Below are 25225 nucleotides of genomic sequence, written 5' to 3'. Positions count from 1 at the left end.
GAGTTATACATGAAATTAGAAGATTTTACACAAAAAGAACAAGAAGAAATAAATGAAGGGTTATCAAGCGGAGAAGTTAGTGATAAGGAAGCAGGAGATAAGATCTTGGCACTGCTACCAGATGGATGGATTAAGAAAATCCCTTTTTTTGTAAGGAAACATTCAACAACTAAGACCATCGAAAGAATCGCAAATGACTATCCAGATCTTTATGCGGTTGCTAAAAAACCAGGTGAACTTCCTGAAAAAGAAGGTGAAGAGCTAAGGAAAATTATTACTGATATATTTACTGAGAAAATGGAAAAGCATAATATAAAATAGTTATTAAGGCAAATACATATTTGATGATATTTGCCTTATATTTTAGAAAGATATAATTTTGTATCAAGGATTTATTAATGGATTACATAAATAATAGATAGATTAATATAATCATTAAGTACATACACTAAGATAGTATATATAATTGGGAGAAAATATGAATCATGATAATTCTGATGTATTATTAATTGCGGAAAACAGAGGAAAAACTATAGTTAAAACAAGCATAATAGGAATACTTACAAATGTAGTCCTTGCAGGATTTAAGGCAGTTTTAGCTTTGTTTGTAAACTCAATCGCTCTGTTATTAGATGCAGTAAATAACTTATCAGATGCTCTATCATCTGTAGTTACAATTATTGGCGAGAAGTTTGCCAGCAAGGCTCCTGACAAAAAACACCCCATGGGCTATGGGCGTATTGAATATTTATCTTCTATGATAATTGCGGGTTTAGTATTATATGCTGGTATTACATCATTAGTTGAATCTATAAAAAAGATAATTAATCCGACAGAAGCTTCATACACTGTAATATCTATTGTAGTAATTGGAGTGGCTGTAGTTATTAAATTTATTCTAGGCAAATATGTTAAAAAGCAAGGAGAGAAGTTAAATTCAACAGCCTAATAGGCTCAGGAGTTGACTCTCTTTTTGATTCGATTCTATCCTTATCTGTTTTTCTATCAGCATTAGTATTTATGAAATGGGGTATATCTCTCGAAGCCTATGTCGGCGTTGTCATTTCTATCTTCATGATTAAGGCAGGAATAGAAATGATGATAACTACAGTAGATGACTTGATAGGGCATAGGGCTGATAAAGATATCATTAGTAAGGTCAAAGAGGTAATAAGCAAAGAAGAGGCTGTCTTGGGTGTGTACGATCTTGCCCTTTTTAATTACGGGCCTAATAAATATTATGCCTCTGCTCACGTGGAGCTTAATGATACTATGAATATCAAAGAAGTAGATAAGATAACTCGAAGCTTACAATACTAGCTTTATAAGAAAACAGGGATAGTTCTTATAGCACTTGGAGTTTATTCTTTTAATACACAAAATGAACAAGCAAAAAAGATTAGAAAAGATGTTGAAATGAAGGTAATGAGACATGATTGGGCCTTGCAAGTGCATGGGTTTTATGCTGATACAGAAAAAAAGATACTAAGATTTGATGTTGTATTAAATTTTGAAGTAGATAGGAAAGAAAGTTTAGATAAAATAAAAGCAGAAATCGAATCGCTATATCCAGACTACCAAGTACAAATTGTTCCAGATTTGGACCTATGAGATAGCTTTAAGGAGATTAAGTAAGTTATTTATTTTACTTAATCTCCCTTTTCTATTATAATAGAAGATGTAAATTAATGATCTATGGGAGCTATATGCTGAGAGGAAGTTTTGACTTCGACCATCTTACCGGTCAGGATAATGCCTGCGAGGGATGAAGCATTTTTTCTCCTATAAGTATTTTAGGAGGTTTTTTTAATTTATGAAGTATAAGACACAGATGGAAGCTGCAAAGAATGGTTTTGTAACTGAAGAGATGAAGATTGTTGCCAAGAAGGAAAATGTTAGCGAAGAATTCTTGCTAGAGAAAATAGCCAAGGGTGAAATTGTTATTCCTAGAAATAAGAACCACAATTCAATTTCTCCAGAAGGTATTGGAACAGGCCTTAGGACTAAGATTAATGTAAACTTGGGTATCTCTAAGGACATCAATGACCTTGATCTTGAGATGCAAAAGGTAGATATGGCCCTTGATATGGGATCTGAATCTATAATGGACCTTTCAAACTACGGCAAGACCCAAGAGTTTAGGGAAAGACTTATAGAAAAATCTACAGCAATGATTGGAACTGTACCAATGTATGATGCGGTAGGATTTTTGGATAAGGGGCTTAGCTTTATCAAGGCCCAAGAGTTCCTTGACGTTGTAAGAAATCATGCGGAAAACGGCGTAGACTTTGTGACTATCCATTGTGGAATTAATAGAGCAAATGCTGAGATTTTTATGAGAAATAGAAGGGTTAACGAGATTGTTTCCCGTGGTGGATCCTTGTTATTTGGATGGATGATGATGAATGACGCCGAAAATCCTTTCTATGAATATTATGATGAACTTTTGGATATTTTAAGAGAATATGACGTAACCTTATCACTAGGAGATTCACTAAGACCAGGTGGCATCCATGATGCGACAGACCCTGCCCAAATAGCTGAGCTAATCACCTTAGGTGAGCTTACCAAAAGAGCCTGGGAGAAGGACGTTCAAGTAATAATCGAAGGACCAGGACACGTTCCAATAAATGACATAGAAATGAATATGAAGCTTGAAAAGAAACTCTGTCACAATGCACCTTTTTATGTATTGGGACCTTTGGTTTGTGATGTGGCGCCAGGTTATGATCATATAACAAGTGCAATCGGTGGAGCGATTGCCGCAAGCCATGGGGCAGACTTTTTATGTTATGTAACACCAGCAGAGCATTTGAGACTACCTGATGTAAGAGATGTGCGAGAGGGAATAGTTGCAGCCAAAATTGCAGCTCATGCTGGAGATATCGCTAAGCTAAAGGATGCTAGAAAATGGGACCTTGAGATGAGTAAGAGACGACAAAAACTTGATTGGGAAGGTATGTTCGATCTTGCCATAGATCCAGAAAAGTGTAGAGAATATAGGGCATCTTCTGCTCCAGAAGAGGAAGACACCTGTACTATGTGCGGGGCAATGTGTTCTGCAAGAAATATGAATCTTATCCTTGAAGGTAAGGATATTGTCCTATGAAGATTGTATCCATTAATTGAAAAGTATATAATAAGATAAGATATATAGCTTAGGGGAGCTTTGCTAGATCAGCCGACATAATTAGACAGGAGGCTCGATGAGGTATAGGCCCCTAGCTTTTAATTTGTGGAGGTATTGTGGTGGCAAAAGAAAAAATATATTGGCCGAATTTCATCTTACTTTTAAGCGTGACCTTTATGGCAATCATCTCAGAGCTTATCCCTTCGGGGATTTTGCCAGAACTTACAGAGGGTCTAAGAATTAGCGAAACTCAGGCCGGAAATCTTTTGGGCTTTTATGCTATAGCAAGTGCAATTTTTTCGATTCCCCTTATATCTGCTACGGTTGGATTTTCTAGGAAGAAATTGATCCTAGCTCTTCTTATGGGCTTTGCCCTAGGTAATTTCCTAGTGGGGATTTCCACTACATATGGCATCGCTCTTCTTGGGAGGATGATTGGAGGAATTTGTGCAGGGATTCTTTGGCCCATGGTTGCATCTTTTGGCATGAAGTTAACTGATAAGGACCACAAGGGTTTTGCCGTCGCCTTTATCATGAGTGGGACGACCTTTGGTATGAGCCTGGGCCTTCCAATTTTTACTGCAATAGGTAGAAAAATTTCTTGGAGAGCAGAGTTTTTTGCTGTTTCACTCGTTATTTTCCTTATAGGAATCCTTATATACTTTATCCTACCAGAAGTTAGCGGTGAGATTCGTGATAGGACGAACTCCCCTTTTACCTTGGTTAGAAACAAGGGCGTGCTCATAGTAATGCTTCTTACTTCCCTTGCAGCCATTGCAAACTACGGGGTTTATACTTATATCACAAACTTAATAAGGGCTATCGATTACACAAGAGGGATTGGCTTTGCTCAAGTTTTGTTTGGCCTTGGCTCTATTATTTCTGTCCTTATTGCAGCTAGGGTAATTGACAGGCATATCAGATCTCTTACGATTTTTATGTTCGGATCAGCTCTTTTGTCCCTAATCATATTTGCTTTTTTCGCAAATTATAGCCTGCTTTGTGATATGGCCTTTCTACTTCGGGGAATAGGATTTGGGGCCTTGGTTAGCCTATTTCAAACAGCAGTAGCTAGGCAGGTTAGGGAAAATGCATCGGCTGTAGCCACATCCCTACAGTCAGCAAGCTTTAACTTTTCTATAATGCTTGCAAGTTCCCTTGCGGGGAGCCTTCTTACAAATTATTCTGTTAAATTTATGCTTAGCTTTATGTGTCTGGTCCTTGTAGCTGGCATATTTGTGGCGTTTTTATCAAAGAAAACTTTATCTTAATGGAGGTTATATGAAGAAAAAATTCATCAATGCAAAAATTTATGGTTATGAAGATGCGAGAGAAATTCTCGTAGAAGATGGTAGTTTTAAGGAATTTGGCAATAAGCTAGAAGCTTGTGATGAAGTAATCGATCTAGTTGGAAGGCTTGTAATCCCACCTTATGTAGATAGTCACCTTCATCTTGATTATTATATGATTGGCAAGACCGATGAGGTAAAGAATGAATCGGGAACTCTTTTTGAGGCAATTGACCTATGGAATGACTTCAAGAAGGGCACAAGCAAGGAAGAGATGAAAGAAAGAATCTATGGGGCTGTAGAAGAATGCCTATCCCACGGAACTCAATATATCAGAGCCCAAACCGATTGTACAGATCCTAATCTTACAGGAATTAAAGCAGCCCTTGAGGTTCGTGATGAATTGAAGGATAAGGTCACAATCCAAGTCGTAGCCTTTCCACAAAATGGTATGTATTCATATGAGGAAGAAGGAAAGACAGGTAGAGATCTTGTAGAAGAAGCCCTAAAGCTCGGTTGTGAAGTAGTCGGAGGCATCCCTCATAACGAATGGTCCAGGGAGCTTGGAGAAAAATCCATCAAAGAAATCGTAAGGCTTGCCGTAAAATACGATAGGCTAATAGATGTGCACTGTGACGAGACAGATGACGTGATGGCAAGATTTGTCGAAGTACTCAATGCAGAGGCTATGATTAATAAAATAGGGGAAAAGACTACAGCAAGTCATACCTGCTCTTTTGGGTCTGCGGATGACTCCTATGCCTTTAGGATGATGGGCTTATTTAGAAAATCTAAGCTTAACTTTATAGCCCTTCCTACAGAAAACGCATTTTTGCAAGGTAGACAAGACTCTTATCCAAAACGTAGGGGACTTACCAGAGTTTTGGAATTTGTAGATAATGGAATCAATGTCTGCTTTGCCCAAGACTCCATAGTAGACTTATGGTATCCTGCTGGAAACGGTAATCTTATGAATATCCTAGACAATGGGATTCACCTAAGCCAACTTATGAGAGAAAAGGACTTCGAAAAAGACTTCGATCTTGTTACCTACAATGGGGCAAGGACCATGCACATAGAAGATGACTACGGTTTTGATCCAGGAAAGCCTGCCAACTTTATAGTTTTGGATGCAGAAAATGAATTTGAAGCTATAAGAAACAGGGCCGAGTGTTTGGCATCAGTACGTGAGGGAGAATTCCTATTCAAAAAGGCCAAAAGAGAATATGATGTGAAACTAAATATAAGATAAATTGATAAGGGGCATGACTTAGAAATGCCTCTTGTTCTAATATTTTCTAGTTGAATTTAATAATTATAAAATAAAATCCCTTAAAAATTTATAATTCAATGGTATATTCATGGTGGAAGCCGATTCTAATTTTAAGTATTTGCGAGTGCGAAAGGAAGTAATGATGAAGACTGATATTGAAATAGCTAAGGAAGCCCAACTAAAAGACATAGATGAAATCTGTATGGATTTAGGCATTAAGGATTATGAGAAATACGGAAAATACAAGGCTAAACTATCACTAGCTTATGCAAACAAAATGAAAAAAGACGCTAAGCTAATCCTTGTTACTGCGACAAATCCAACCCCAAGTGGTGAGGGAAAGACTACCCTAAACATAGGCCTATCCATGGCCTTAAACAAAATCGGCAAGAAGGCAATATCTGTCCTAAGAGAGCCATCTATGGGACCTTCCTTTGGAAGAAAGGGCGGAGCTGCTGGTGGAGGCTACAGCCAAGTTCTCCCAATGGATGAGATCAACCTACATTTTACAGGAGACTTTCACGCCATAACTAGTGCGGTAAATCTCGTGGCTGCTATTTTGGATAATCATATCTACCAAGGTAACGAAAAAAGAATAGATCCAAAAAGAATCGTCTGGAGAAGGTGTGTAGACCTAAACGACAGGGCTCTTAGAAATGTCGTAATAGGACTTGGAAATAGGACTGACGGGGTTAGTCGTGAGGATAAATTTGATATAACAGTTGCGACAGAGATGATGGCAGTTTTATGCCTTGCTACAAGCATCGAAGACTTTAGAGAAAAAGCAAGCAAGATGATCGTAGCTTACGACTATGATAACAATCCTGTAACAGTTGATGATATCAAGGCTACAGGATCTGTCGCTGTAGTTATGAAGGAAGCTCTTAAGCCAAACCTAGTTCAAACAATAGAGCATACCCCAGCCCTAATCCATGGAGGACCTTTCGCAAATATTGCCCACGGTTGTAACTCCCTCCTTGCGACAAAGACTGGCCTTGGCATAGGAGATTATGTAGTGACAGAAGCAGGTTTCGGGGCAGATCTTGGAGCTGAGAAGTTTAATGATATCAAATGCAGGCTAGGAGGACTTACACCTTCCGCAAGTGTAATAGTAACATCAGTAAGAAGCCTTAAATATCATGCTGGAGTGGACTTTGATAATTTGAAAGAAGAAGACCTAGAAAGACTTGAAATAGGTTTTAAGAATCTTAAAATTCATATAGAAAATATGAGAAAATTTGGTCAAAATATTATAGTCGCCATCAACAAATTCGATACCGACACCGACAGAGAAATAGAACTCTTAAAAAAGATGACAGAAAAGCTAGGTGTTAAAGCGATTGAAACAAGTGTGTTTACTGATGGTGGAGCAGGTGGAAAAGCGCTTGCCCAAAATCTAATTGAGCTTTGCGAAAATGATAATGATTTTAATTACCTATATGACCTAGATCAAAGTGTAAAGGGAAAAATAGAGACTATAGCCAAGGAAATCTATAGGGCGAAGGGTGTAGTTTATAGTAAAAAGTGCGAGAAGGATATTAAGAGAATAGAGGACTTAGGATATCAAAACCTACCAATTTGTGTAGCCAAAACACCTTATTCCCTATCAGATGATGGAAATATCAATATCACAGAAGACGACTACGATATAACGATTAGAGAAATTAGGATCAATGCTGGAGCAGGATTTTTGGTTGCCTATACTGGAAATATTTTAACCATGCCAGGACTGCCAAAGGCTGCTAATGCTTACAAAATTGATTTAGATGAAAATAATAAAATAGTTGGATTATTCTAATTCTTTAGCTTTGCGCGAAATAATTTTAAAGAAAATACTTAAAAAAACTTGCAAAATTTGTTAAATTATTTATAATATAGGTATACAAAAATTTAGGGAAGATGGAGGGTGCTATGAAAAACAAATGTCTAACAAATAAAACATTTACTATAAAATCTATTTCTATTGGCATGATTAACTCTATCTTTGCCTGCATCAAAAAGTTGAGATTTACAATTGAATTTCTTTGCCCTGCACTAAGAGGACCCTGTTTAGGGTTCTCTTTTTATGTGTGTAGATAAGTGATATAGGAGAAAAAAGACCAATGAGCGGTGTAGTAGGTATAAAAACTAAAGTAAGAAAAACACAGAAATTATTTTATTCATTAAGCTCGATCCAGCATAGGGGCCAGGATGCTTCTGGAATTATCTTATCAAATGGAGAAAACTTAAGAAGAATAAGAGGTCTAGGACTTGTCAATGAAATTTTTGCTGATGAGAATCTTAAAGATAGCGAGGGCGAATACGGTCTAGGCCATGTGAGAAGTGCTCCAGAAGGATGTAACCAAGATTATAATGTCGAGCCCTTGGTAAGCTTTGCTAAAGGAAACGAATTTTCCTTAGCTCATGATGGAAATCTGGTAAATTATAAAACATTAAAGAAAAAAGAAGAAGAAATGGGCATGGCCTTTCATACATATACAGATAGCGAGCTGATCCTTCTTCTGATTACTAGATACTTTGAGGGCGATATAGTAAAGGCTATAAGACGCGCTATGAAAGATTTAAGGGGAGCCTATTCATGTGTGCTTTGTATGCCAGATAAGATCGTAGGCTTCAGAGACTACAATGGGATAAGGCCACTAATGCTCGGATTTGATGATGAGACTACGATTATAGCGAGTGAGAATTGCTCTATAGAAATTCTTGATATTGAAAATTATAGAGACATAGAAGCAGGTGAGATTGTAGTTTGCGACAAGGACGGGATTAAGTCCTACAAGGAAGACAGTAAGGTAGATTGCAAGCATTGTATCTTCGAATATATCTACACGGCAAGGCCTGACGCCAACATCGAAGGAACTAATGCCTACATGTTTAGGAGAAGAAGTGGGGAGAAGCTTTTCGACCAGGCTCCTGTAGAGGCTGATCTAGTCTGTCCGGTACCAGATTCTGGAACTCCTTCAGCTATAGGTTTTGCCCAAAGATCAGGTATTCCCTTTGCGGCAGGTCTTGTAAGAAATAGATATATGGGAAGGACCTTCATAAAATCAGACCAAAAGGAAAGGGAACTTTCAGTAATGCTTAAGCTAAATCCACAAAAGTCGGTCCTTAGGGACAAAAGAATTGTTCTCGTAGATGATTCCATTGTAAGGGGCACTACGAGTGCTAAGCTTATACAAAGGATAAGAAAAGCTGGGGCTAGGGAAGTTCACCTAAGAGTTACCTCGCCTCCAGTTACAAATCCTTGTTACTACGGGGTGGACACTCCAGATAAGAGCAAGCTTATAGCGGCAAATCATTCGGTAGCAGAAATCAATAAGATGATAGGAGCAGATAGTTTGGAATTTCTAAGCATTGACAATTTGATGGAGCTTGTAAATAATCCTTGTGATTATTGTAATGCTTGCTTTACTGGCGACTATCCAATAAAGAGGGAATCGAAATGAGACTTGCAGTATTTATTTCAGGAACGGGATCGAACTTAAAGGCTCTTATAGATGCGGAAAAGGAAAATTATTTCGATAGCCAGATTGAATTAGTAGTCTCAAATAAAGATGCAAAGGGGCTCTCTTTTGCGCAAGAGGAAGGTATTTCATATATCATAAGCAAAGACGAGGGAGAAATCCTAGAGGTGCTTAGAGATAAAAAAATAGATTTCATAGTTCTTGCAGGATATTTACCAAAAGTTACTAAGAAGATTATAGATAAATACAAAATAATCAATATCCATCCATCACTATTACCCAAATATGGAGGTAAGGGATTTTATGGAATGAATGTCCACAAGGCAGTATTTGAAAATAAAGAAAAGATTAGCGGAGTGAGCATACATTTCGTAAATGAAAACTTAGATGATGGAGATATAATTCTTCAAAGAAAAGTTGACATAAGTAAGTGCGAAAGCGCCGAAGAAATTGCAGAAAAGATTCTACAAGTAGAGCATAAGAGCTTGAAAGAAGTAATCAAACAATTGGAGGAATTAAATTGAGAGCTTTACTATCAGTTACTGACAAGACAGGTATAGAAAAACTTGCAAAAGAGCTTAGCAAATTAGGTGTAAGCCTTATATCAACAGGTGGTACATACAAAAAGATTAAAGATAGTGGAGTAGATGTATCTGAAATTGAAGATATAACAAACTTTCCAGAAATCCTAGAAGGAAGAGTAAAAACCCTATCTCCTTATGTTCATGGAGGAATTCTTTACAAGAGAGATGATGAAGGACATGTTTCAACTGTAGAAGAATTAGGAATAAAGGCGATTGATATAGTAGTTGTGAATTTATACGAATTCCAAAAGGCACTAAAGAATGGAAATCCAGAAGAGATAATCGAAAATATCGACATCGGTGGTCCATCCATGGTTAGGTCTGCTGCTAAAAACCACAAGGATGTACTAATAGTAACAGATCCAAGTGATTATGATGAATTAATCGAAAGACTTAAAAATGATGATATCGACCTAGCTTACAGGCAAAGACTCGCCATGAAGGCCTTTAGCCTTACAGCCTTTTATGATTCAATAATAGCAAGGTACTTCACAAAACTTACTGGAGAAGAATCTAAATATAAGACCTACGGATTCGAGAAAGAATCTGACCTCCGTTATGGGGAAAATCCAGGACAGGCTGCAAGTCTATATAATGACCCATTCGTTACAGGACTAATGGAGGATATAGAAGTAATTCACGGCAAGGAAATGAGCTACAACAACTACAACGACCTAAACCCAGCCCTAGAGCTTGCCCAAGAGCTAGGAGAAAATGCAGTAGTTGCTCTTAAACACCAATCACCATGCGGGGTTGCTGTAGGAAGTGATGTCTATGATTCATACATCAAGGCCTTCGAGTGCGACAGCCAATCGATATTTGGAGGAATACTTGCAGTAAACGGAGTAGTTGATGAGAAAGCAGCAGGAAAAATGCATGAAATATTCCTAGAAATAATAGCAGCTAAGGACTTTACTAAAGAAGCTCTAGAAATTCTTACAAAGAAGAAAAATGTAAGGCTCGTCAAAGTAGATTTTTCTAATGAAAGTGTAAGAGAAGAGATCAGATATCTCAATGGAAAAGTCCTAATACAAGGAAAAGACTTCGGCAAGGACGAAGTAAATATAGTAACCGACAAAAAGCCAAGTGAAGAAGAAATCAAAGACCTCTTATTTGCCCAAAAGGTAGTAAAATATGTCAAATCAAATGCCATTGTAGTAGCCAAGGGAATGAAGACCCTAGGTTGCGGGGCAGGTCAACAATCAAGGGTTTGGGCTCTTGAATCTATCAAAGATCACTTTAAGGATAGGGACTTTGAGGGAGCAGTCCTTGGATCAGATGCCTTCTTCCCATTTTCAGATACAGTAGAACTTGCCCACGAGATGGGAATTAGCTCAATCATCCAACCAGGTGGATCAATAAGAGATAAAGACTCAATCGATAAATGTAATGAATATGGTATGAGCATGGTATTTAGCAAATCGCGTCACTTCAAACATTAAGGAGAAGCAATGAAAATTTTAATTGTAGGATCTGGTGGAAGAGAACATGCCCTGGGAGAGAAAATTAAGTCCTCTGATAGAAAGCTTTATTTTGCTCCAGGAAACGCTGGTACCAGTGAAATTGGCGAAAATATAGACATAGAAGCTACTGATATTGAAAAGCTTGTAGAATTTGCCAAGGAAGAAGAAATTGACTATACAATAGTGGGACCAGAAGATCCCCTATGTATGGGCTTAGTAGACAGATTCCAAGAAAATGATTTAAAAGTTTTTGGGGTTAATAAGAAGGCTTCTAAGTTCGAATCAAGCAAGACCTATTGCAAGAATTTTCTAGAAAAATACAAAATAAAGACACCAGCCTATCTTAAAAGCGAAGATAAAGAAGAAATTCTAGCCTACGGAGAAAAGTTAATAAAAGAAAAAGGAAAACTTGTCCTAAAAAGAGACGGTCTTGCTGGAGGTAAGGGAGTTTATATTATAGATAAGCTAAGCGAGTTTAGGGAGAAAGTTTCCGAAATCCTTGCCATGGATAAATTCTTAATTATAGAAGAATTTATAGATGGATTTGAGATGAGCCTCCTTTCCCTAACAGATTCATCTACTATAATTCCTCTCCCAACAGCTAAGGACCATAAGAAAATCTATGATAGAGAAATTGGACCAAACACTGGAGGCATGGGAACATATGCTCCCAATGTCGAGGCAGAAGCCTTTAAGGAAAAGATAAGTGAAGATATCCTTCCTAAAATCCTAGAGGGTTTCAATAAAGAAAACATCGACTACAGAGGAGTCCTCTTTATAGGCTTTATGATAAATGAATCAGGAATTTATGTTCTGGAGTTCAATGTAAGATTCGGAGATCCTGAAACTCAAGTCGTATTAGAACTTATAGATAATGATATATTAGACTTACTTATGAAAACTTCTTCTAAAAAGCTAGATCAAGTCAAGCTTAATATAAATGACAAGAAAGCAGTCTCTTTGGTCCTAGCATCAGAAGGATATCCTCTATCATATGAAGTCTCAAAGGAGATAACATTTGATGAGGGAATTAAATCAAAAATAATCCATGCTGGCACAAAGAAAGAAGAAGGAAAAATCCTAACAGCTGGCGGAAGGGTCCTAAATATCCTTTCAGTAAGTGATAGCTTTGATGAAGCTATTGCAAAAGCCTATGAGGACAGCGAGAAAATCCACTTTGATGGGAAATACTACAGAAAGGACATTGGCCCATCAGTTAAGAGAGTCTATGTTAAGAAAAAGGATGCTTATGACTTTGAATCAAAAAATTTAAGGAAAAAAATCCAAAATTCTCTAGGGATTAATCTTGAATCTATTAAGATTTACAAAAGATATGACCTAGAAACAAAAGATGAAAATATAGAAAAGCTTCTCTACACGGTCCTTGCCGAAGCTCCTGTAGATTCAGCTTATGCCTTTGATGATGCTCTTAACCTTCAAAGAAGCTTTAAAAATACTATAGTAAGTGAGTACCTACCAGGTCAATTCAACCAAAGAGAGCAAGGACTTTTAGATACAGCTTCCCTTGTAATAGATGATCCAAATCTTCAAGTAAGGGCTGCTACAGTTTATGAAATTAGTGGAGTAAGCTCAGAGGACCTTAGAAAAATAGAAGAATTTATTATAAATCCAGTAGATTCACATAGGGTCAATCTTTTGGGAATTCCTACAAGTCTTAAGCTAAGTCATGAGAAAAATCTAGAAAATATAAGCTATGACGGCTTTAGGGATTTTGATGATGATAAACTTAGGGATTTCATAGAAGAATACTCCTTGGCCATGAGTCTAAATGACTTAAGGATGGTTCGCGATTATTTTATAGATGAAAACCGCGATCCAAATGAAACTGAAATTAAAATCCTAGATACTTATTGGTCAGACCACTGTAGGCATACGACCTTTAACACTTATTTAGATATAAATATAGAGGCAAGGACTCTTCTGGATGAGGCTGTTAAGAAATCCTTTGACAAATACCTAAAAATGAGAGATGAGCTAGGTCTTACAAAGCCAATCAATCTCATGAGTTTTGGAACTATTCTTTCTAAATACATGAGGGTCAATGATAATTTCGATGATCTAGAAGTAAGTAAGGAGATCAATGCTTGCTCTGTCTTTACCAAGGTAAGGGTCCTAAGGGATGGTAAGGAAAGCTTAGAAGATTATCTATTAATGTTTAAAAACGAAACCCACAACCATCCAACAGAAATAGAGCCATTCGGTGGAGCATCTACTTGCCTTGGAGGAGCTATAAGAGATCCACTTTCTGGAAGAAGCTATGTCTACCAAGCCATGAGACTAAGTGGAGCTGGAAATATAAAGGAGGCTTACGAGGATACCCTAGAGGGAAAACTCCCACAAGCAAAGATTACTAAGGAAGCGGCTTTGGGATATTCTTCCTACGGCAATCAAATTGGCCTTGCAACAGGTCTTGTAGATGAATTCTACCATGAAGGTTATACCGCCAAGAGGATGGAGTGCGGGGCAGTTATAGCAGCAGCACCGGCTGAAACTGTTAAAAGACTTGACCCAGCTACTGGTGATTTAGTTATTCTTCTTGGTGGAAGGACTGGAAGGGATGGTATAGGGGGAGCTACAGGCTCATCTAAATCTCACAAAGTAACATCCATTCAGACAGAATCTGCTCAAGTTCAAAAGGGTAATGCCCCAGAAGAGAGAAAGATTCAAAGACTCTTCAGAAGAGGCGAAGTAGCAAGTCTTATCAAAAAATGTAACGACTTCGGTGCTGGTGGGGTATCAGTTGCCATTGGAGAGCTTTCTGATGGAATTGATATATATCTTGATAAGGTTCCATTAAAGTATGAGGGGCTAAAGCCATTTGAGATTGCCATATCAGAATCCCAAGAGAGGATGGCTGTGGTAATTGATAAAAAAGACCTTGATGAATTCATGGCCTATGCTAAGGAAGAAAATTTAGAGGCTACTTTGGTTGCGAGGGTTACAGACAATAATACCATGACCCTTTATTACGAAAACCAGATAGTAGCCAAACTTTCCTATGACTTCATTAACACCGATGGGGCGGAAAGATATGCCAAAGTTTCTTATCTAAGTGAAGATAAGCCAGATATTTTAAATGAAAAAGATGATGATCCAAACAAGTTCTATGAAAAGATAAAAGACCTAGACAGACTAAGCAAGAGAAATCTTATAGAAATGTTTGATTCATCCATAGGAAGAAATACTGTCCTAGGCCCACTTGGAGGAAGGAAACTCCTTAATCCTTCCCAAGTTATGGCAGCTAGGATTCCAGTTGATAGAGGCGTATCAAAGACAGTTTCTCTTATGACCTATGGATTTGACCCAAAACTTTCATCAGAAAGTCAGTATTTGGGAGGATACTATGCAGTTGTAGAATCCATAGGAAGGCTTGTCGCAGTAGGATCAGATTTAAGTAAAATCAGACTATCCTTCCAAGAATTCTACGAGTCAATGGATAGTGATAGAGCCTGGTCTAAGCCACTTAAATCTTTACTGGGAGCCTTTGAAGTATCAAGCTTTTTTGAAACACCTCCTATAGGCGGGAAGGATTCAATGAGTGGTACTTTCGAAGACATAAAGGTTCCACCAAGCCTAATATCTTTTGCAGTAACTACCGAAGATATAGAAAATATTATTACCAATGACTTTAAGGGTTCTGGAAGAATCGGACTTATTAAGACCAGATATAAGGAAGACGGAAGCCTAGATTTAGGAGAATTAAAGGAAAACTTCCAAAAGCTTAGTAAGGATATTAGAGAAGGAAATGTAATATCTGCAATTTCTCTAAGTAGGAAGGGACTTCTTACAGATTTGTATGAGCAAAGTATAGGAAATACTGGTTTTACAATAGATTACGATAATCTCTACAATCCTATGTTTGGATCTTTCCTAGTTGAATATAAGGATGATCGTGACTTTATAGAAAATATTGGAAGCTTTAGCGAAGATATCATCGTAAACGGAGTAAAACTTGACAAGGAAAAACTTAAGGATCTTTACCTTCATGGTCTAGATGAAATATTCCAAGGATATGACAATACTTCCTATGAAAAGCTAAGTCCTAGCAAGGTTACTAGGAGATTGAAATCCAAAAATCACGTTTCAAAGCCAAAGGTTACAATCCTTGCTGCTCTTGGAACAAACTGTGAGCTAGATAGCGAGAAGGCCTTTAGGAAGGCGGGGGCAGATACAGAGATTTTAGTCTTTAGAAACCAAAATGAAAGCGAGATAAAAGAATCTATATACAAACTAGCAGAGATTATAAAAGAATCTCAAATCTTTATGATTCCTGGAGGTTTCTCGTTAGGAGATGAGCCAGATGGTTCGGCTAAGTTCTTGGCTAATATTATAAGAAATGAGAAAATTTCCAAGGCAATAGATTATCTATTAAATGAAAATGATGGCTTGATAATAGGAATCTGTAATGGCTTCCAAGCTCTTGTTAAGACTGGACTTTTGCCATACGGCAGGGTGAAAATCCAGGAAGAGACAGATCCAACTCTAACATTTAATAGGTCATCACGCCACATAGCAAGTTTTGTAAATACTAGATGCTTGACTAATAACAGCCCATGGACAGTGGGAATTGACCTAGATAAGACCTACAGAGTTCCAATCTCCCACGGAGAAGGAAGATTTATTGTAAATAAAGAAAAACTAGAAGAGCTTCTAGACAATGATCAAATATTTTCAGTCTATGAGACTTCTCCTAATGGGTCTAACTATAATATAGAAGGAATCTTATCAAAAGATGGAAAAATCTTAGGTAGGATGGCCCATGCTGAAAGAGTTGATGATGATTTGTTCAAGAATGTTTATGAAGTAGAAAGAGAATTGTTGTTTGAAAATGCTGTAGATTATTTTAGAAAGGAAGAGAAATGAAATTTTTAGGAGATGGATTAACCTTTGATGACGTTCTACTTGTACCAGGACCTTCGGAAGTCCTACCAAACGAGGTAGATACGACAACCAAGCTTACAAAAAAGATTAAGCTAAACATACCAATAATGTCTGCAGGTATGGATACTGTAACAGAATCTCAAATGGCTATAGCCATGGCCAGACAAGGTGGGATAGGAATTATTCACAAAAATATGCCAATCAAGGAACAAGCTAGACAAGTTGACGTTGTAAAAAGGTCAGAACATGGGGTGATAACAGATCCCTTCTACCTTCATCCAGAAAATCTCCTCCAAGATGCCTTAGATATAATGAAAAACTATAGGATTTCAGGAGTTCCTATAGTTGATAAGGATATGTATCTTAAAGGAATTCTAACTAATAGGGACGTAAGATTTGTCGAAGATCCAAATCTTGTTATTGATTCCATAATGACTAAGGAAAACTTGGTTGTAGGTTACGAGGGAATCAAGATGAAGGAAGCTATAGGGCTTATGGAAGAAAGCAAGATCGAAAAGCTTCCTATAGTTGATGATGACTACAAGCTAAAGGGCCTTATTACAATAAAAGATATAGAAAAGTCCAAGCAATATCCTAACTCTGCAAGAGATATTAATAACAGACTAGTAGTTGGAGCTGCTGTTGGTATAACCAATGACATGATGGATAGGGTAGATGCCCTAGTAGCTTCCAATGTTGACGTCATAACCCTTGATACTGCCCATGGCCATTCTCAAAATGTTCTTTCTGCTATAAGAAAAATCAAGGAAAAATATCCTGACCTAGACCTAATAGCAGGAAATGTTGCAACTGCTCATGCAACCCGTGATCTGATAGAAGCTGGCGTAGATTGTGTGAAAGTAGGTATTGGACCAGGATCTATATGTACGACCAGAGTTGTAACTGGTATAGGAGTTCCACAAATTACTGCAATCATCGATTGTGTAAAGGAAGCTAAGAAATACGACATTCCTGTAATAGCAGATGGTGGTATCAAGTATTCTGGAGATATAACCAAGGCTTTAGCATGTGGGGCGGATGTAATAATGGCAGGTTCCCTCTTTGCTGGTACTGAGGAATCTCCTGGAGAGACAATTCTCTTTGAGGGTAGACAATACAAGGAATACCGCGGTATGGGTTCCCTTGCTGCTATGAAGGATGGATCTGGAGATAGGTATTTCCAAACTAATACCAAAAAGTATGTTCCTGAAGGAGTTGAAGGAAGAGTTGCCTACAAGGGTCCTGTTGGAGAGGTAGTCTACCAACTCTTAGGTGGACTAAAATCAGGAATGGGCTATGTTGGAAGTAAGGACTTATCTGAACTTTACGAAAAGGCTCAATTTATAAAGATAACTCCAGCTTCCCTTATAGAAAATCACCCACACAATATCACAATAACTAGAGAATCACCAAACTATTCTAAAAACTAGGAGGAATTATGACAGACGTAAGAATAATAATGGGCTCAGCCTCAGATGTAGAAATCGCCAAAAAAGTAACATCAATCCTAAAGGACTTCGATATTGATTACCAAGTATCTGTAATTTCTGCTCACCGTGCGCTAGATCTTCTGGAAGAGACAATAAAAAAAGATGACTGTAGTGTTTATATAGGAATTGCAGGCTTGGCAGCTCATCTTGCAGGGGTTATGGCAGGAATGACAATAAAACCTGTTATAGGAGTTCCAGTTGGTGGAAGTAACACAGCAGGTCTTGACGCCTTACTATCAATGGTACAAATGCCAAAGGGAGTTCCAGTAGCTACAGTTGCCATAAACGGTGGCAATAATGCAGCCCTTCTTGCTATACAAATTCTAGCCTTAAAAGATGAAAATCTTAAAAATAAATTAAGGGCTTATAAGAAAGAAATGCTTGAAAAAGTTATAGCAGATGATAAGAATCTAGAGGAAATCTAATGGCAAAACTAACTTATAAGGATAGTGGAGTAGATAAGGAAAAAGGATACGAAGAAGTAGAGTTAATAAAAAAAATCGTAAAGGCGACTCATGGCAAAGAAGTCCTAGCTGATATAGGCGGATTTGCTGGAGCCTTTGCACCAAATCTAAAGGGATTAACTAATCCAGTTTTATTAAGTGGGACAGATGGAGTAGGTACAAAAATTAAGCTTGCCATGGATATGGATAAGCATGATACAGTTGGAATTGACTGTGTGGCGATGTGTGTAAATGACATACTTTGCCAAGGAGGAAAGCCTCTATTTTTCCTAGATTATATAGCAACCGGAAAACTTGATCCTAAAAAGATGGCAGAGCTTGTCAAAGGTGTTGCAGAAGGTTGTAAGGATGCAGGAGCTGCCCTAATAGGTGGAGAAACTGCTGAGATGCCTGGTATATATAATGAAGATGATTATGACTTGGCAGGCTTTGCAGTTGGCATATGTGATAGGGATAAGCTAATAAATGGAGATAAGCTAAAAGAAGGCGATATAGCCATAGGCCTATATTCTTCAGGAGTTCATAGCAATGGATTTTCCTTGGTAAGGGCTAGTATGAATCAAGCTAAAGTTTCACTTACTGATAAGTTTAATGAAGATCAAACTATAGGGGATAAACTTCTAACTCCTACTAAAATTTATGCAAAAGAGATAGAAGCCTTGTTAGAAAGGGTCTATATTAAAGCCATATCCCATATCACAGGTGGAGGTCTTTACGAAAATGTCCCTAGGGTTTTAAAGGATGATCTTTCCGTTGACTTTGATTTAAGTGAATTTAAAATAGATCCGATCTTTGAAAAAATTCAAGAATGGGGAAATATCGATATTGATGAGATGTATCATACCTTTAATATGGGTATTGGTATGGTTGTATTTATAGATGAAGAAGATTCTAAGAAAGCCTTGGAAATCCTAGATGGTAAGGCTTGTATTGTTGGAAAAGTTACTAAGGGAAATAAGGAAATAAAAATTAATTTATAAGGAGATTAAAAATGGAAAAAGTATACACAGGAAAAACAAAAGACGTTTACAAATTAAATGACAAGGAATATTTATTGAAATTCAAGGACGACGTTACAGGAAACGATGGAGTATTTGATCCAGGTGCAAACAGCGTAGGTCTTACAATGGAAGGCGCAGGCCATCAAGCTGTTCGTATGACTAAATTCTTCTATGAAAAATTAAATGATAAAGGCCTTAGAACTCACTTTGTTTCAGCAGATCTCGATAAGAATGAAGCAGTCGTTAAAAAAGCAGAAGTATTCGGCCAAGGTGTTGAAGTAATAGTTAGATATTATGCAGTAGGATCTTTCATTAGAAGATATGGAAAATATATAGAAAATGGAACAAAAATCAAACCATATGTAGAAATCACTTTAAAAGATGATGAGAGAGAAGATCCACTAATCACAAAAGATGCTCTTATCCTATTAAACATCATGACATCAGATGAATACGAAGAACTTAAAGAGCTCGCTCTTAATATTGGAGAAATTGTAAAAGAAGAACTAGCTAAAAAAGATCTAGACCTTTACGATATCAAATTTGAATTTGGTAGACTTGAAGATGGAAAAGTTGCTCTTATAGATGAAATCTCTGGTGGAAATATGAGAGCCTATAAGGGAGATAAGTATATCGAACCACTCGAACTTGAAAAAATAATGTTAGGTTAATTAATTAGACTCTAGCTAAAGCTTTGAGAGAGGAAGTTTTAGCTAGGGTTTTCTTTTGTCAAAAATCACTAAGATAATTTCATTTTATAAATTTAAAAGTATAATGATACCTATAATACGATAATGCTTTAATGTAAAGGAGAAAATTATGGGCTTATCATTAGCTATGAAAATACTAAAAAGTCACTTACTCAAGGGAGAATTGATTCCTGGTCAAGAGATTGCAATTAGGATCGATCAGACCCTAACCCAGGATTCTACAGGAACTATGGCCTATCTTCAGCTAGAAGCTATGGATATAGAAAACGTACAGACACAAAACTCCCTTGCTTACATAGATCACAACATCCTCCAACAAGGCTTTGAGAATGCAGATGATCACGAATTTATTAAATCTGCTGCTAATAAATACGGCATCACCTTCTCTAAGGCAGGAGGAGGGATTTGCCATCAGGTAAATCTAGAGCAGTTTGCCAAACCAGGCGATACCCTCCTAGGATCTGATTCACACACTCCTACTGGAGGAGGACTTGGCGAGCTTGCCATTGGGGCAGGAGGACTTGAAGTTGCAGTAGCTATGGCCAGTGGCTTTTACTTTGTCAAAGTGCCTAAGATATATAGGGTAAATCTAAAAGGAAGCCTTCCATCATATGCCAATGCCAAGGATGTAATCTTATACATATTAGGAAGGCTAAGTGTTAAGGGAGGAACTGGTTATATTATGGAGTATAGCGGTGAGGGTGTAAGGTCCTTATCTCTTACAGATAGGGCTACTATTTGTAATATGGGGGCAGAGCTTGGGGCTACTACTTCGATTTTCCCGACAGATGAGAATACTAGAATGTATCTTAAGTCACAAAATAGGGAGGATGATTATATTAAGCTAGAAGCAGACCCCGACGCCTCCTATGATGAGACTATCGACATAGATTTAAGTGAGATTGAACCTGCTGTAGCAAGACCCCACTATCCAGACCAATATATGAAAGTTTCTGATTTAGGAAAGATAAAGGTTGATCAAGTAGCTATAGGATCTTGTACTAATTCATCCTACGAAGATTTGATGAAAGTTGCTTCAATCTTAAAGGATAGGACAGTTCATCCAGATGTTTCCTTAGTTATTTCCCCAGCATCTGCAACTATTCTAGAGAAAATCTTAGAAAATGGAGCCTTTGCGACCTTTATCAAGGCGGGAGCTAGAGTATTAGAGTCAGGATGTGGACCATGTATAGGGATGGGATAAGCTCCAAAGGCGGGAGCAGTTTCCCTAAGGAGCTTTAATAGAAACTTTAAGGGAAGGTCTGGGACTATGGATGCTCAAATCTATCTAGCAAGTCCAGAAACTTGTGCTGTAAGTGCTGTACTAGGCTATATAGCAGATCCAAGAGAGCTTTCATATGAAACAACTTTTGATAAAAATGTAAGCTTTAACCAAAGCCAAGCCTATTTTATAAAGCCAATCGACGATAAATCAAAGAGGATAAAAGAAACAATTAAGGGGAAAAATATCAAAGACTTTCCAAAGGCAGAAAAGCTTAATGATATAGAAAAGAAAGTAATCTATAAGGCAGGTAATGGGTAACCACGGATGATATCTGTCCATCTAATGCCAAACTCTTACCATTTAGGTCAAATATAGCCTATCTATCAGACTTTGCCTTCACTACCAAAATCAGCGACTTTAAGGAAAGATGTGAGAAATATGGGGGAGGAATTATTCTAGCAGGAGAAAACTATGGTCAAGGCTCTTCTAGGGAGCATGCTGCCCTCATTCCTTTATATCTAGGAATCAAGGCGGTAGTTGCCAAGTCCTTTGCAAGAATTCACAGGTCAAATCTTATTAACAGTGCAATAATTCCCCTAGAATTTGTTGATCCAGCTGATTATGACAAGATAGATGAATATGACGATATTAGAATTTCAAATATAAGAGAGGATATAGGAAAGGGCGAGTTTATCCTAGAAGATTTAACAAAGGATATAAGGATTAGATTAAAAGCCGATCTATCAGCAAGGGAGAAGGAAATCCTCCTAGAAGGTGGCTATCTAAATTATGCGAAAGGATTGGAATTATAGGAGTATGTTTGTAACTTTAATTAAGGGGGATGGGATAGGGCCAGAAATTACAGAGTCCCTAAAGAAAGTAGTAAGTAGTTTAAAAGTTGATATAGAATTTGAAGAAGTAAATGCAGGTCTTTCTGTATTTGAGAAGGAGGGGGTCTACATTCCCCAGTCCCTATTTGACTCTATTAAGAAATATAAAATTGCCATCAAGGGACCAATCACAACTCCCATTGGCCATGGATTTAGGTCTATTAATGTAGAGCTTAGAAGGAAATTTGACCTATATGCAAATATCAGACCCATCAAGGCCCCAGGCCCTCTCGATTTGAAGTTTGATGGAGTGGATATGGTTATATTTAGGGAAAATACCGAAGATCTATATGCTGGAGTTGAAGAGGAGATATCTCCTAATGAGGCTCATTCGATTAAAATTATCACTAGGGAAAAATCAGAGAGAATAATTAGGGCAGCCTTTGAATATGCTAGGGCAAATAAGAGAGAAAAAGTCAGCGTTATAAGCAAGGCCAATATCATGAAGTTAAGTGATGGGATTTTCCTTGATGTGGCTAGGAATATTGCCAAAGCTTATCCTGACATAGAATTCGAAGAGCTCCTAGTAGATAATACAGCCATGCAGATGGTGATTAATCCAGAAAGATTTGATGTAATAGTTACAGAAAACCTCTATGGAGATATCCTATCAGATCTTGGGGCGGGTCTTGTTGGAGGACTGGGCCTTATGCCTGGAGTAAACAAGGGTAAGGACATTGCAATTTATGAATCAATTCACGGTTCTGCTCCAGATATAGCAGGGAAGAATCTCGCAAATCCTATAGCCCTCATCCTAAGCTTTTGTTTGCTACTCGAGGATATAGGAGAAAAAGATAAGGCTAAAGCTCTTAGAGACGCTATTTATGAAACTTTGAAGGATAAGAAGAACTATACTAGGGACCTCGGCGGGACAAATTCAACTTATGGCATTACAGATACAATAATTTCTTTCTTGGGTGATAATAATGGATAAGAAACAAGAAGAAGGACTAAAGTTCTATGCCAAAGAGATTGAAAGAAATAATAAAATAAAAAAAGAAGTTTATGAAAATTATAATATAAAAAGAGGGCTTAGAAACAAAAACGGGACTGGAGTCCTTGTCGGAGTAACCCAGGTGGGGGATGTGTGCGGATATAAAATCATAGATAATAAGAAAATCCCCAGCCGAGGTGAACTCTACTATAGGGGATATCCTCTTACAGAAATTGTAGAAGATATAGATAAGGATAAGAGATTGGGCTTTGAAGAGATTATCTACCTTTTACTCTTCAGCAAACTAGCCAATGAGGCAGAGCTTAAATCTTTTAAGAGTATCCTTGTTGAAGAAAGAGTCTTGGCGGATGGTTTTTTTGAGGACATAATCCTTAAAGTTCCAGGTACTGACATAATGAATAAAATGATGAGGTCCATGCTCGCCCTATACACCTACGACAAAAATCCAGATGGGACAGATGCCCTAAACGTACTAAGTCAATCCTTATCTTTAATTTCTAAGATACCAATCCTTGCAGTCTACTCCTACCAGGTCAAAATCCACAATTTTGACAAGAAATCACTGATAATCCACAATCCAGATGATAGCCAGACAATTGCAGAAAATATCTTAGCCATGCTTAGAGCTAATCAAGAATATAGCAAAGAAGAAGCTGAGATACTTGACTTGATGTTAATAATTAATGCAGAGCATGGTGGAGGAAATAACTCAGCTTTTGCAACTCACGTAGTATCTTCATCTGGAACTGATACCTATTCATCTATTGCAGCTGGTCTTGCTTCCTTAAAAGGACCAAGACATGGTGGAGCCGATATAAAAGTAAGTAGGATGCTTGAGGATATTAGGGAAAATGTAATTGATATAGAAAAGACAGATAAAATTAAGGCCTATCTAGAAAAGATATTGGATAAAAAAGCCTTCGATAAGAAGGGCCTTATATATGGTTTGGGCCATGCGGTCTATACACTTTCCGATCCAAGGGCAGTTTTATTAAAAGAGAAGGCTAGGGAACTTTCAAAGATTAAGGGTCGAGAAAAAGACTTTTATTTTATAGAAAATGTAGAAAAAATCGGTAAAGAGTTAATAATGGATAGGCAGAATAGATTATATCCGCCATGTGCAAATGTTGATCTTTATTCTGGCTTTGTCTATGATATGCTCGATATACCAGTAGAGCTCTACCTTCCTATGGTTGCCATAGCAAGGACTGTTGGTTGGTCTGCTCATAGGCTTGAGCAAATAGAAGATTCAAAGATTATTAGGCTAGCCTATAAATCGCTAAATCAAGTAAAAGACTACCTTCCTTTAAATTTAAGAAAATAAGCTTACATTAAAATTTGAGGAAATAGTTTGTAAGAAGAAAAAAATTATATATAAGTAAGATTGAAAAAATATAAGAGAAAATCAAGCTAGGATTTAATCATTTGCTTGATTTTTTTTATTTTGGGTAAAGTTATAAGGTAGTAAAAAGAAAGAAGGTTATATGGAATTTAAAAATAATATTTATCTTCCTCCAATGGCGAGGGAGTCTTCAATAAATGGAAAAATAACAGACGCTCTTATTGACTATTATGAATCCATGGCTAAGTTAGACTTTGGCCTTATTATATTAGAGCACGCCTATGCTGATATAAAAGGAAAGGCAAGCCCTAAGCAGATGGCTATTGATGAAAATTACGATAGGAAAAATCTTATTAAGATAAAAGATGTAATCCACAAAGCAGGAGCCAACGCCATTATGCAGATTTCTCACTGTGGAAGACTTACAAGACTTGATGGTGAAAAATTTGGACCGACCAAGGAAGATGGTGTAAGCGAATTGTCAGTAGATCAAATAAAGGATATTGAAGATAAGTTCGTAGAAGCTGGTAAAAGAGTTAAAGATATGGGCTTTGATGGACTTGAAATACACTGTGCCCACGGTTATCTCTTAAATCAATTCTATTCACCCCTAGTAAATAAGAGAGATGACGAATACGGTGGAAGTATAGAAAATAGGCTCAGAGTGCTACTTGAAATTTTAAAGAAAATGAGAAGAGCCTTAGGCGACTTTCCAATAATGGTAAGACTTGGGGCGTGTGATTACGAAGAAGGCGGCAATACTTTAGAAGATGCTATCGAAGCTGTTAAACTCATGGAAGAATATATAGATTTTATAGATATATCAGGTGGTATCAACGGCTTTATAAAACATTCTGATAATGACCTTGGTTATTTTACAAAAGAAGCTAAGACTATTAAAGAAAATACAAAAGTTAAGGTATTGATGACTGGTGGAATAAAGAATAAGAAAGAGGCAGAGGAATTAATAAGTGAGGGGGCTTGCCATATGGTAGGAATAGGAAGAGCTTCGTTAAATAAGGATTTTACTTTAGAATAGGATT

19 protein-coding genes, 1 pseudogene and 1 riboswitch are annotated in these 25225 nt (G+C 37.3%); all 20 genes and pseudogenes read left to right on the top strand.

What is annotated here, in order from left to right:
- A partial coding sequence (locus RCH56_RS02555) for a hypothetical protein (RefSeq protein ID WP_306483434.1) occupies positions 1-321 on the top strand: 321 nt, incomplete at its 5' end.
- Between the two features lie 157 nt (positions 322-478).
- Positions 479-949, top strand: a complete 471-nt coding sequence (locus tag RCH56_RS02550; RefSeq protein ID WP_306483433.1) for a cation diffusion facilitator family transporter — start codon at positions 479-481, stop codon at positions 947-949.
- Between the two features lie 71 nt (positions 950-1020).
- Entirely contained in the window at positions 1021-1320 is a 300-nt protein-coding gene (locus tag RCH56_RS02545) for a cation transporter dimerization domain-containing protein (protein WP_306483432.1), read from the top strand.
- Between the two features lie 96 nt (positions 1321-1416).
- On the top strand, positions 1417-1611 hold the full coding sequence (locus tag RCH56_RS02540) for a hypothetical protein (RefSeq protein ID WP_306483431.1): 195 nt from the start codon (positions 1417-1419) through the stop codon (positions 1609-1611).
- A gap of 74 nt (positions 1612-1685) precedes the next feature.
- Positions 1686-1784: riboswitch (TPP riboswitch) on the top strand.
- Between the two features lie 29 nt (positions 1785-1813).
- A complete protein-coding gene (thiC, locus tag RCH56_RS02535; RefSeq protein WP_306483430.1) occupies positions 1814-3109 on the top strand; it encodes a phosphomethylpyrimidine synthase ThiC in 1296 nt (431 codons plus the stop codon).
- 137 nt (positions 3110-3246) lie between these two features.
- Positions 3247-4401 (top strand): MFS transporter, encoded by a 1155-nt coding sequence (locus RCH56_RS02530; RefSeq protein WP_306483429.1) that lies wholly within the window; start codon positions 3247-3249, stop codon positions 4399-4401.
- Between the two features lie 10 nt (positions 4402-4411).
- Positions 4412-5671: an amidohydrolase family protein gene (locus RCH56_RS02525; protein ID WP_306483428.1), complete on the top strand. Its 1260-nt coding sequence runs from the start codon at positions 4412-4414 to the stop codon at positions 5669-5671.
- Between the two features lie 163 nt (positions 5672-5834).
- A complete protein-coding gene (locus RCH56_RS02520) occupies positions 5835-7490 on the top strand; it encodes a formate--tetrahydrofolate ligase (protein WP_306483427.1) in 1656 nt (551 codons plus the stop codon).
- A 304-nt stretch (positions 7491-7794) separates the two neighbouring features.
- Positions 7795-9138, top strand: coding sequence for an amidophosphoribosyltransferase (gene purF, locus RCH56_RS02515; RefSeq protein WP_306483426.1), 1344 nt, complete (start codon positions 7795-7797; stop codon positions 9136-9138).
- The gene (locus RCH56_RS02510) at positions 9135-9680 is read left to right on the top strand and encodes a formyltransferase family protein (protein ID WP_306483425.1); all 546 of its coding nucleotides are present in this window, start codon (positions 9135-9137) and stop codon (positions 9678-9680) included. The genes purF and RCH56_RS02510 overlap by 4 nt, the downstream gene beginning before the upstream one ends.
- On the top strand, positions 9677-11182 hold the full coding sequence (gene purH, locus RCH56_RS02505) for a bifunctional phosphoribosylaminoimidazolecarboxamide formyltransferase/IMP cyclohydrolase (RefSeq protein ID WP_306483424.1): 1506 nt from the start codon (positions 9677-9679) through the stop codon (positions 11180-11182). The genes RCH56_RS02510 and purH overlap by 4 nt, the downstream gene beginning before the upstream one ends.
- Before the next feature lie 9 nt (positions 11183-11191).
- On the top strand, positions 11192-16087 hold the full coding sequence (locus tag RCH56_RS02500) for a phosphoribosylformylglycinamidine synthase (protein WP_306483423.1): 4896 nt from the start codon (positions 11192-11194) through the stop codon (positions 16085-16087).
- Positions 16084-17535 (top strand): IMP dehydrogenase, encoded by a 1452-nt coding sequence (gene guaB / locus RCH56_RS02495; RefSeq protein WP_306483422.1) that lies wholly within the window; start codon positions 16084-16086, stop codon positions 17533-17535. Before RCH56_RS02500 ends, guaB begins: the two co-directional genes overlap by 4 nt.
- Before the next feature lie 8 nt (positions 17536-17543).
- Positions 17544-18020, top strand: coding sequence for a 5-(carboxyamino)imidazole ribonucleotide mutase (purE, locus tag RCH56_RS02490; protein WP_306483421.1), 477 nt, complete (start codon positions 17544-17546; stop codon positions 18018-18020).
- Complete coding sequence (gene purM, locus RCH56_RS02485) at positions 18020-19039, top strand: phosphoribosylformylglycinamidine cyclo-ligase (RefSeq protein ID WP_306483420.1); 1020 nt, start codon at positions 18020-18022, stop codon at positions 19037-19039. The genes purE and purM overlap by 1 nt, the downstream gene beginning before the upstream one ends.
- 11 nt (positions 19040-19050) lie before the next feature.
- Positions 19051-19731, top strand: coding sequence for a phosphoribosylaminoimidazolesuccinocarboxamide synthase (locus RCH56_RS02480; protein ID WP_306483419.1), 681 nt, complete (start codon positions 19051-19053; stop codon positions 19729-19731).
- 148 nt (positions 19732-19879) lie between these two features.
- A pseudogene (locus RCH56_RS02475) lies at positions 19880-21807 on the top strand (aconitate hydratase).
- Positions 21808-21811: 4 nt separating this feature from the next.
- Positions 21812-22819, top strand: coding sequence for an isocitrate/isopropylmalate dehydrogenase family protein (locus tag RCH56_RS02470; protein WP_306483418.1), 1008 nt, complete (start codon positions 21812-21814; stop codon positions 22817-22819).
- Positions 22812-24164: a citrate synthase gene (locus RCH56_RS02465; RefSeq protein ID WP_306483416.1), complete on the top strand. Its 1353-nt coding sequence runs from the start codon at positions 22812-22814 to the stop codon at positions 24162-24164. The genes RCH56_RS02470 and RCH56_RS02465 overlap by 8 nt, the downstream gene beginning before the upstream one ends.
- A 160-nt stretch (positions 24165-24324) precedes the next feature.
- Positions 24325-25221, top strand: coding sequence for an NADH:flavin oxidoreductase (locus tag RCH56_RS02460; RefSeq protein WP_306483415.1), 897 nt, complete (start codon positions 24325-24327; stop codon positions 25219-25221).
- Positions 25222-25225 lie beyond the last annotated feature (4 nt).

The organism is Anaerococcus sp. (genome assembly GCF_030825785.1).
In the GTDB taxonomy this organism is placed as follows: domain Bacteria; phylum Bacillota; class Clostridia; order Tissierellales; family Peptoniphilaceae; genus Anaerococcus.
This window is presented reverse-complemented; position numbering and strand designations above follow the sequence as displayed.

Excerpts from the sequence above, each read along its gene's own strand:
- RCH56_RS02550 (WP_306483433.1), top strand. The coding sequence starts at position 479 with ATGAATCATGATAATTCTGATGTATTATTAATTGCGGAAAACAGAGGA.
- RCH56_RS02545 (WP_306483432.1), top strand. The coding sequence starts at position 1,021 with ATGAAATGGGGTATATCTCTCGAAGCCTATGTCGGCGTTGTCATTTCT.
- RCH56_RS02540 (WP_306483431.1), top strand. The coding sequence starts at position 1,417 with ATGAAGGTAATGAGACATGATTGGGCCTTGCAAGTGCATGGGTTTTAT.
- thiC (WP_306483430.1), top strand. The coding sequence starts at position 1,814 with ATGAAGTATAAGACACAGATGGAAGCTGCAAAGAATGGTTTTGTAACT.
- RCH56_RS02525 (WP_306483428.1), top strand. The coding sequence starts at position 4,412 with ATGAAGAAAAAATTCATCAATGCAAAAATTTATGGTTATGAAGATGCG.
- RCH56_RS02520 (WP_306483427.1), top strand. The coding sequence starts at position 5,835 with ATGAAGACTGATATTGAAATAGCTAAGGAAGCCCAACTAAAAGACATA.
- purF (WP_306483426.1), top strand. The coding sequence starts at position 7,795 with ATGAGCGGTGTAGTAGGTATAAAAACTAAAGTAAGAAAAACACAGAAA.
- RCH56_RS02510 (WP_306483425.1), top strand. The coding sequence starts at position 9,135 with ATGAGACTTGCAGTATTTATTTCAGGAACGGGATCGAACTTAAAGGCT.
- RCH56_RS02500 (WP_306483423.1), top strand. The coding sequence starts at position 11,192 with ATGAAAATTTTAATTGTAGGATCTGGTGGAAGAGAACATGCCCTGGGA.
- guaB (WP_306483422.1), top strand. The coding sequence starts at position 16,084 with ATGAAATTTTTAGGAGATGGATTAACCTTTGATGACGTTCTACTTGTA.
- purE (WP_306483421.1), top strand. The coding sequence starts at position 17,544 with ATGACAGACGTAAGAATAATAATGGGCTCAGCCTCAGATGTAGAAATC.
- purM (WP_306483420.1), top strand. The coding sequence starts at position 18,020 with ATGGCAAAACTAACTTATAAGGATAGTGGAGTAGATAAGGAAAAAGGA.
- RCH56_RS02480 (WP_306483419.1), top strand. The coding sequence starts at position 19,051 with ATGGAAAAAGTATACACAGGAAAAACAAAAGACGTTTACAAATTAAAT.
- RCH56_RS02470 (WP_306483418.1), top strand. The coding sequence starts at position 21,812 with ATGTTTGTAACTTTAATTAAGGGGGATGGGATAGGGCCAGAAATTACA.
- RCH56_RS02465 (WP_306483416.1), top strand. The coding sequence starts at position 22,812 with ATGGATAAGAAACAAGAAGAAGGACTAAAGTTCTATGCCAAAGAGATT.
- RCH56_RS02460 (WP_306483415.1), top strand. The coding sequence starts at position 24,325 with ATGGAATTTAAAAATAATATTTATCTTCCTCCAATGGCGAGGGAGTCT.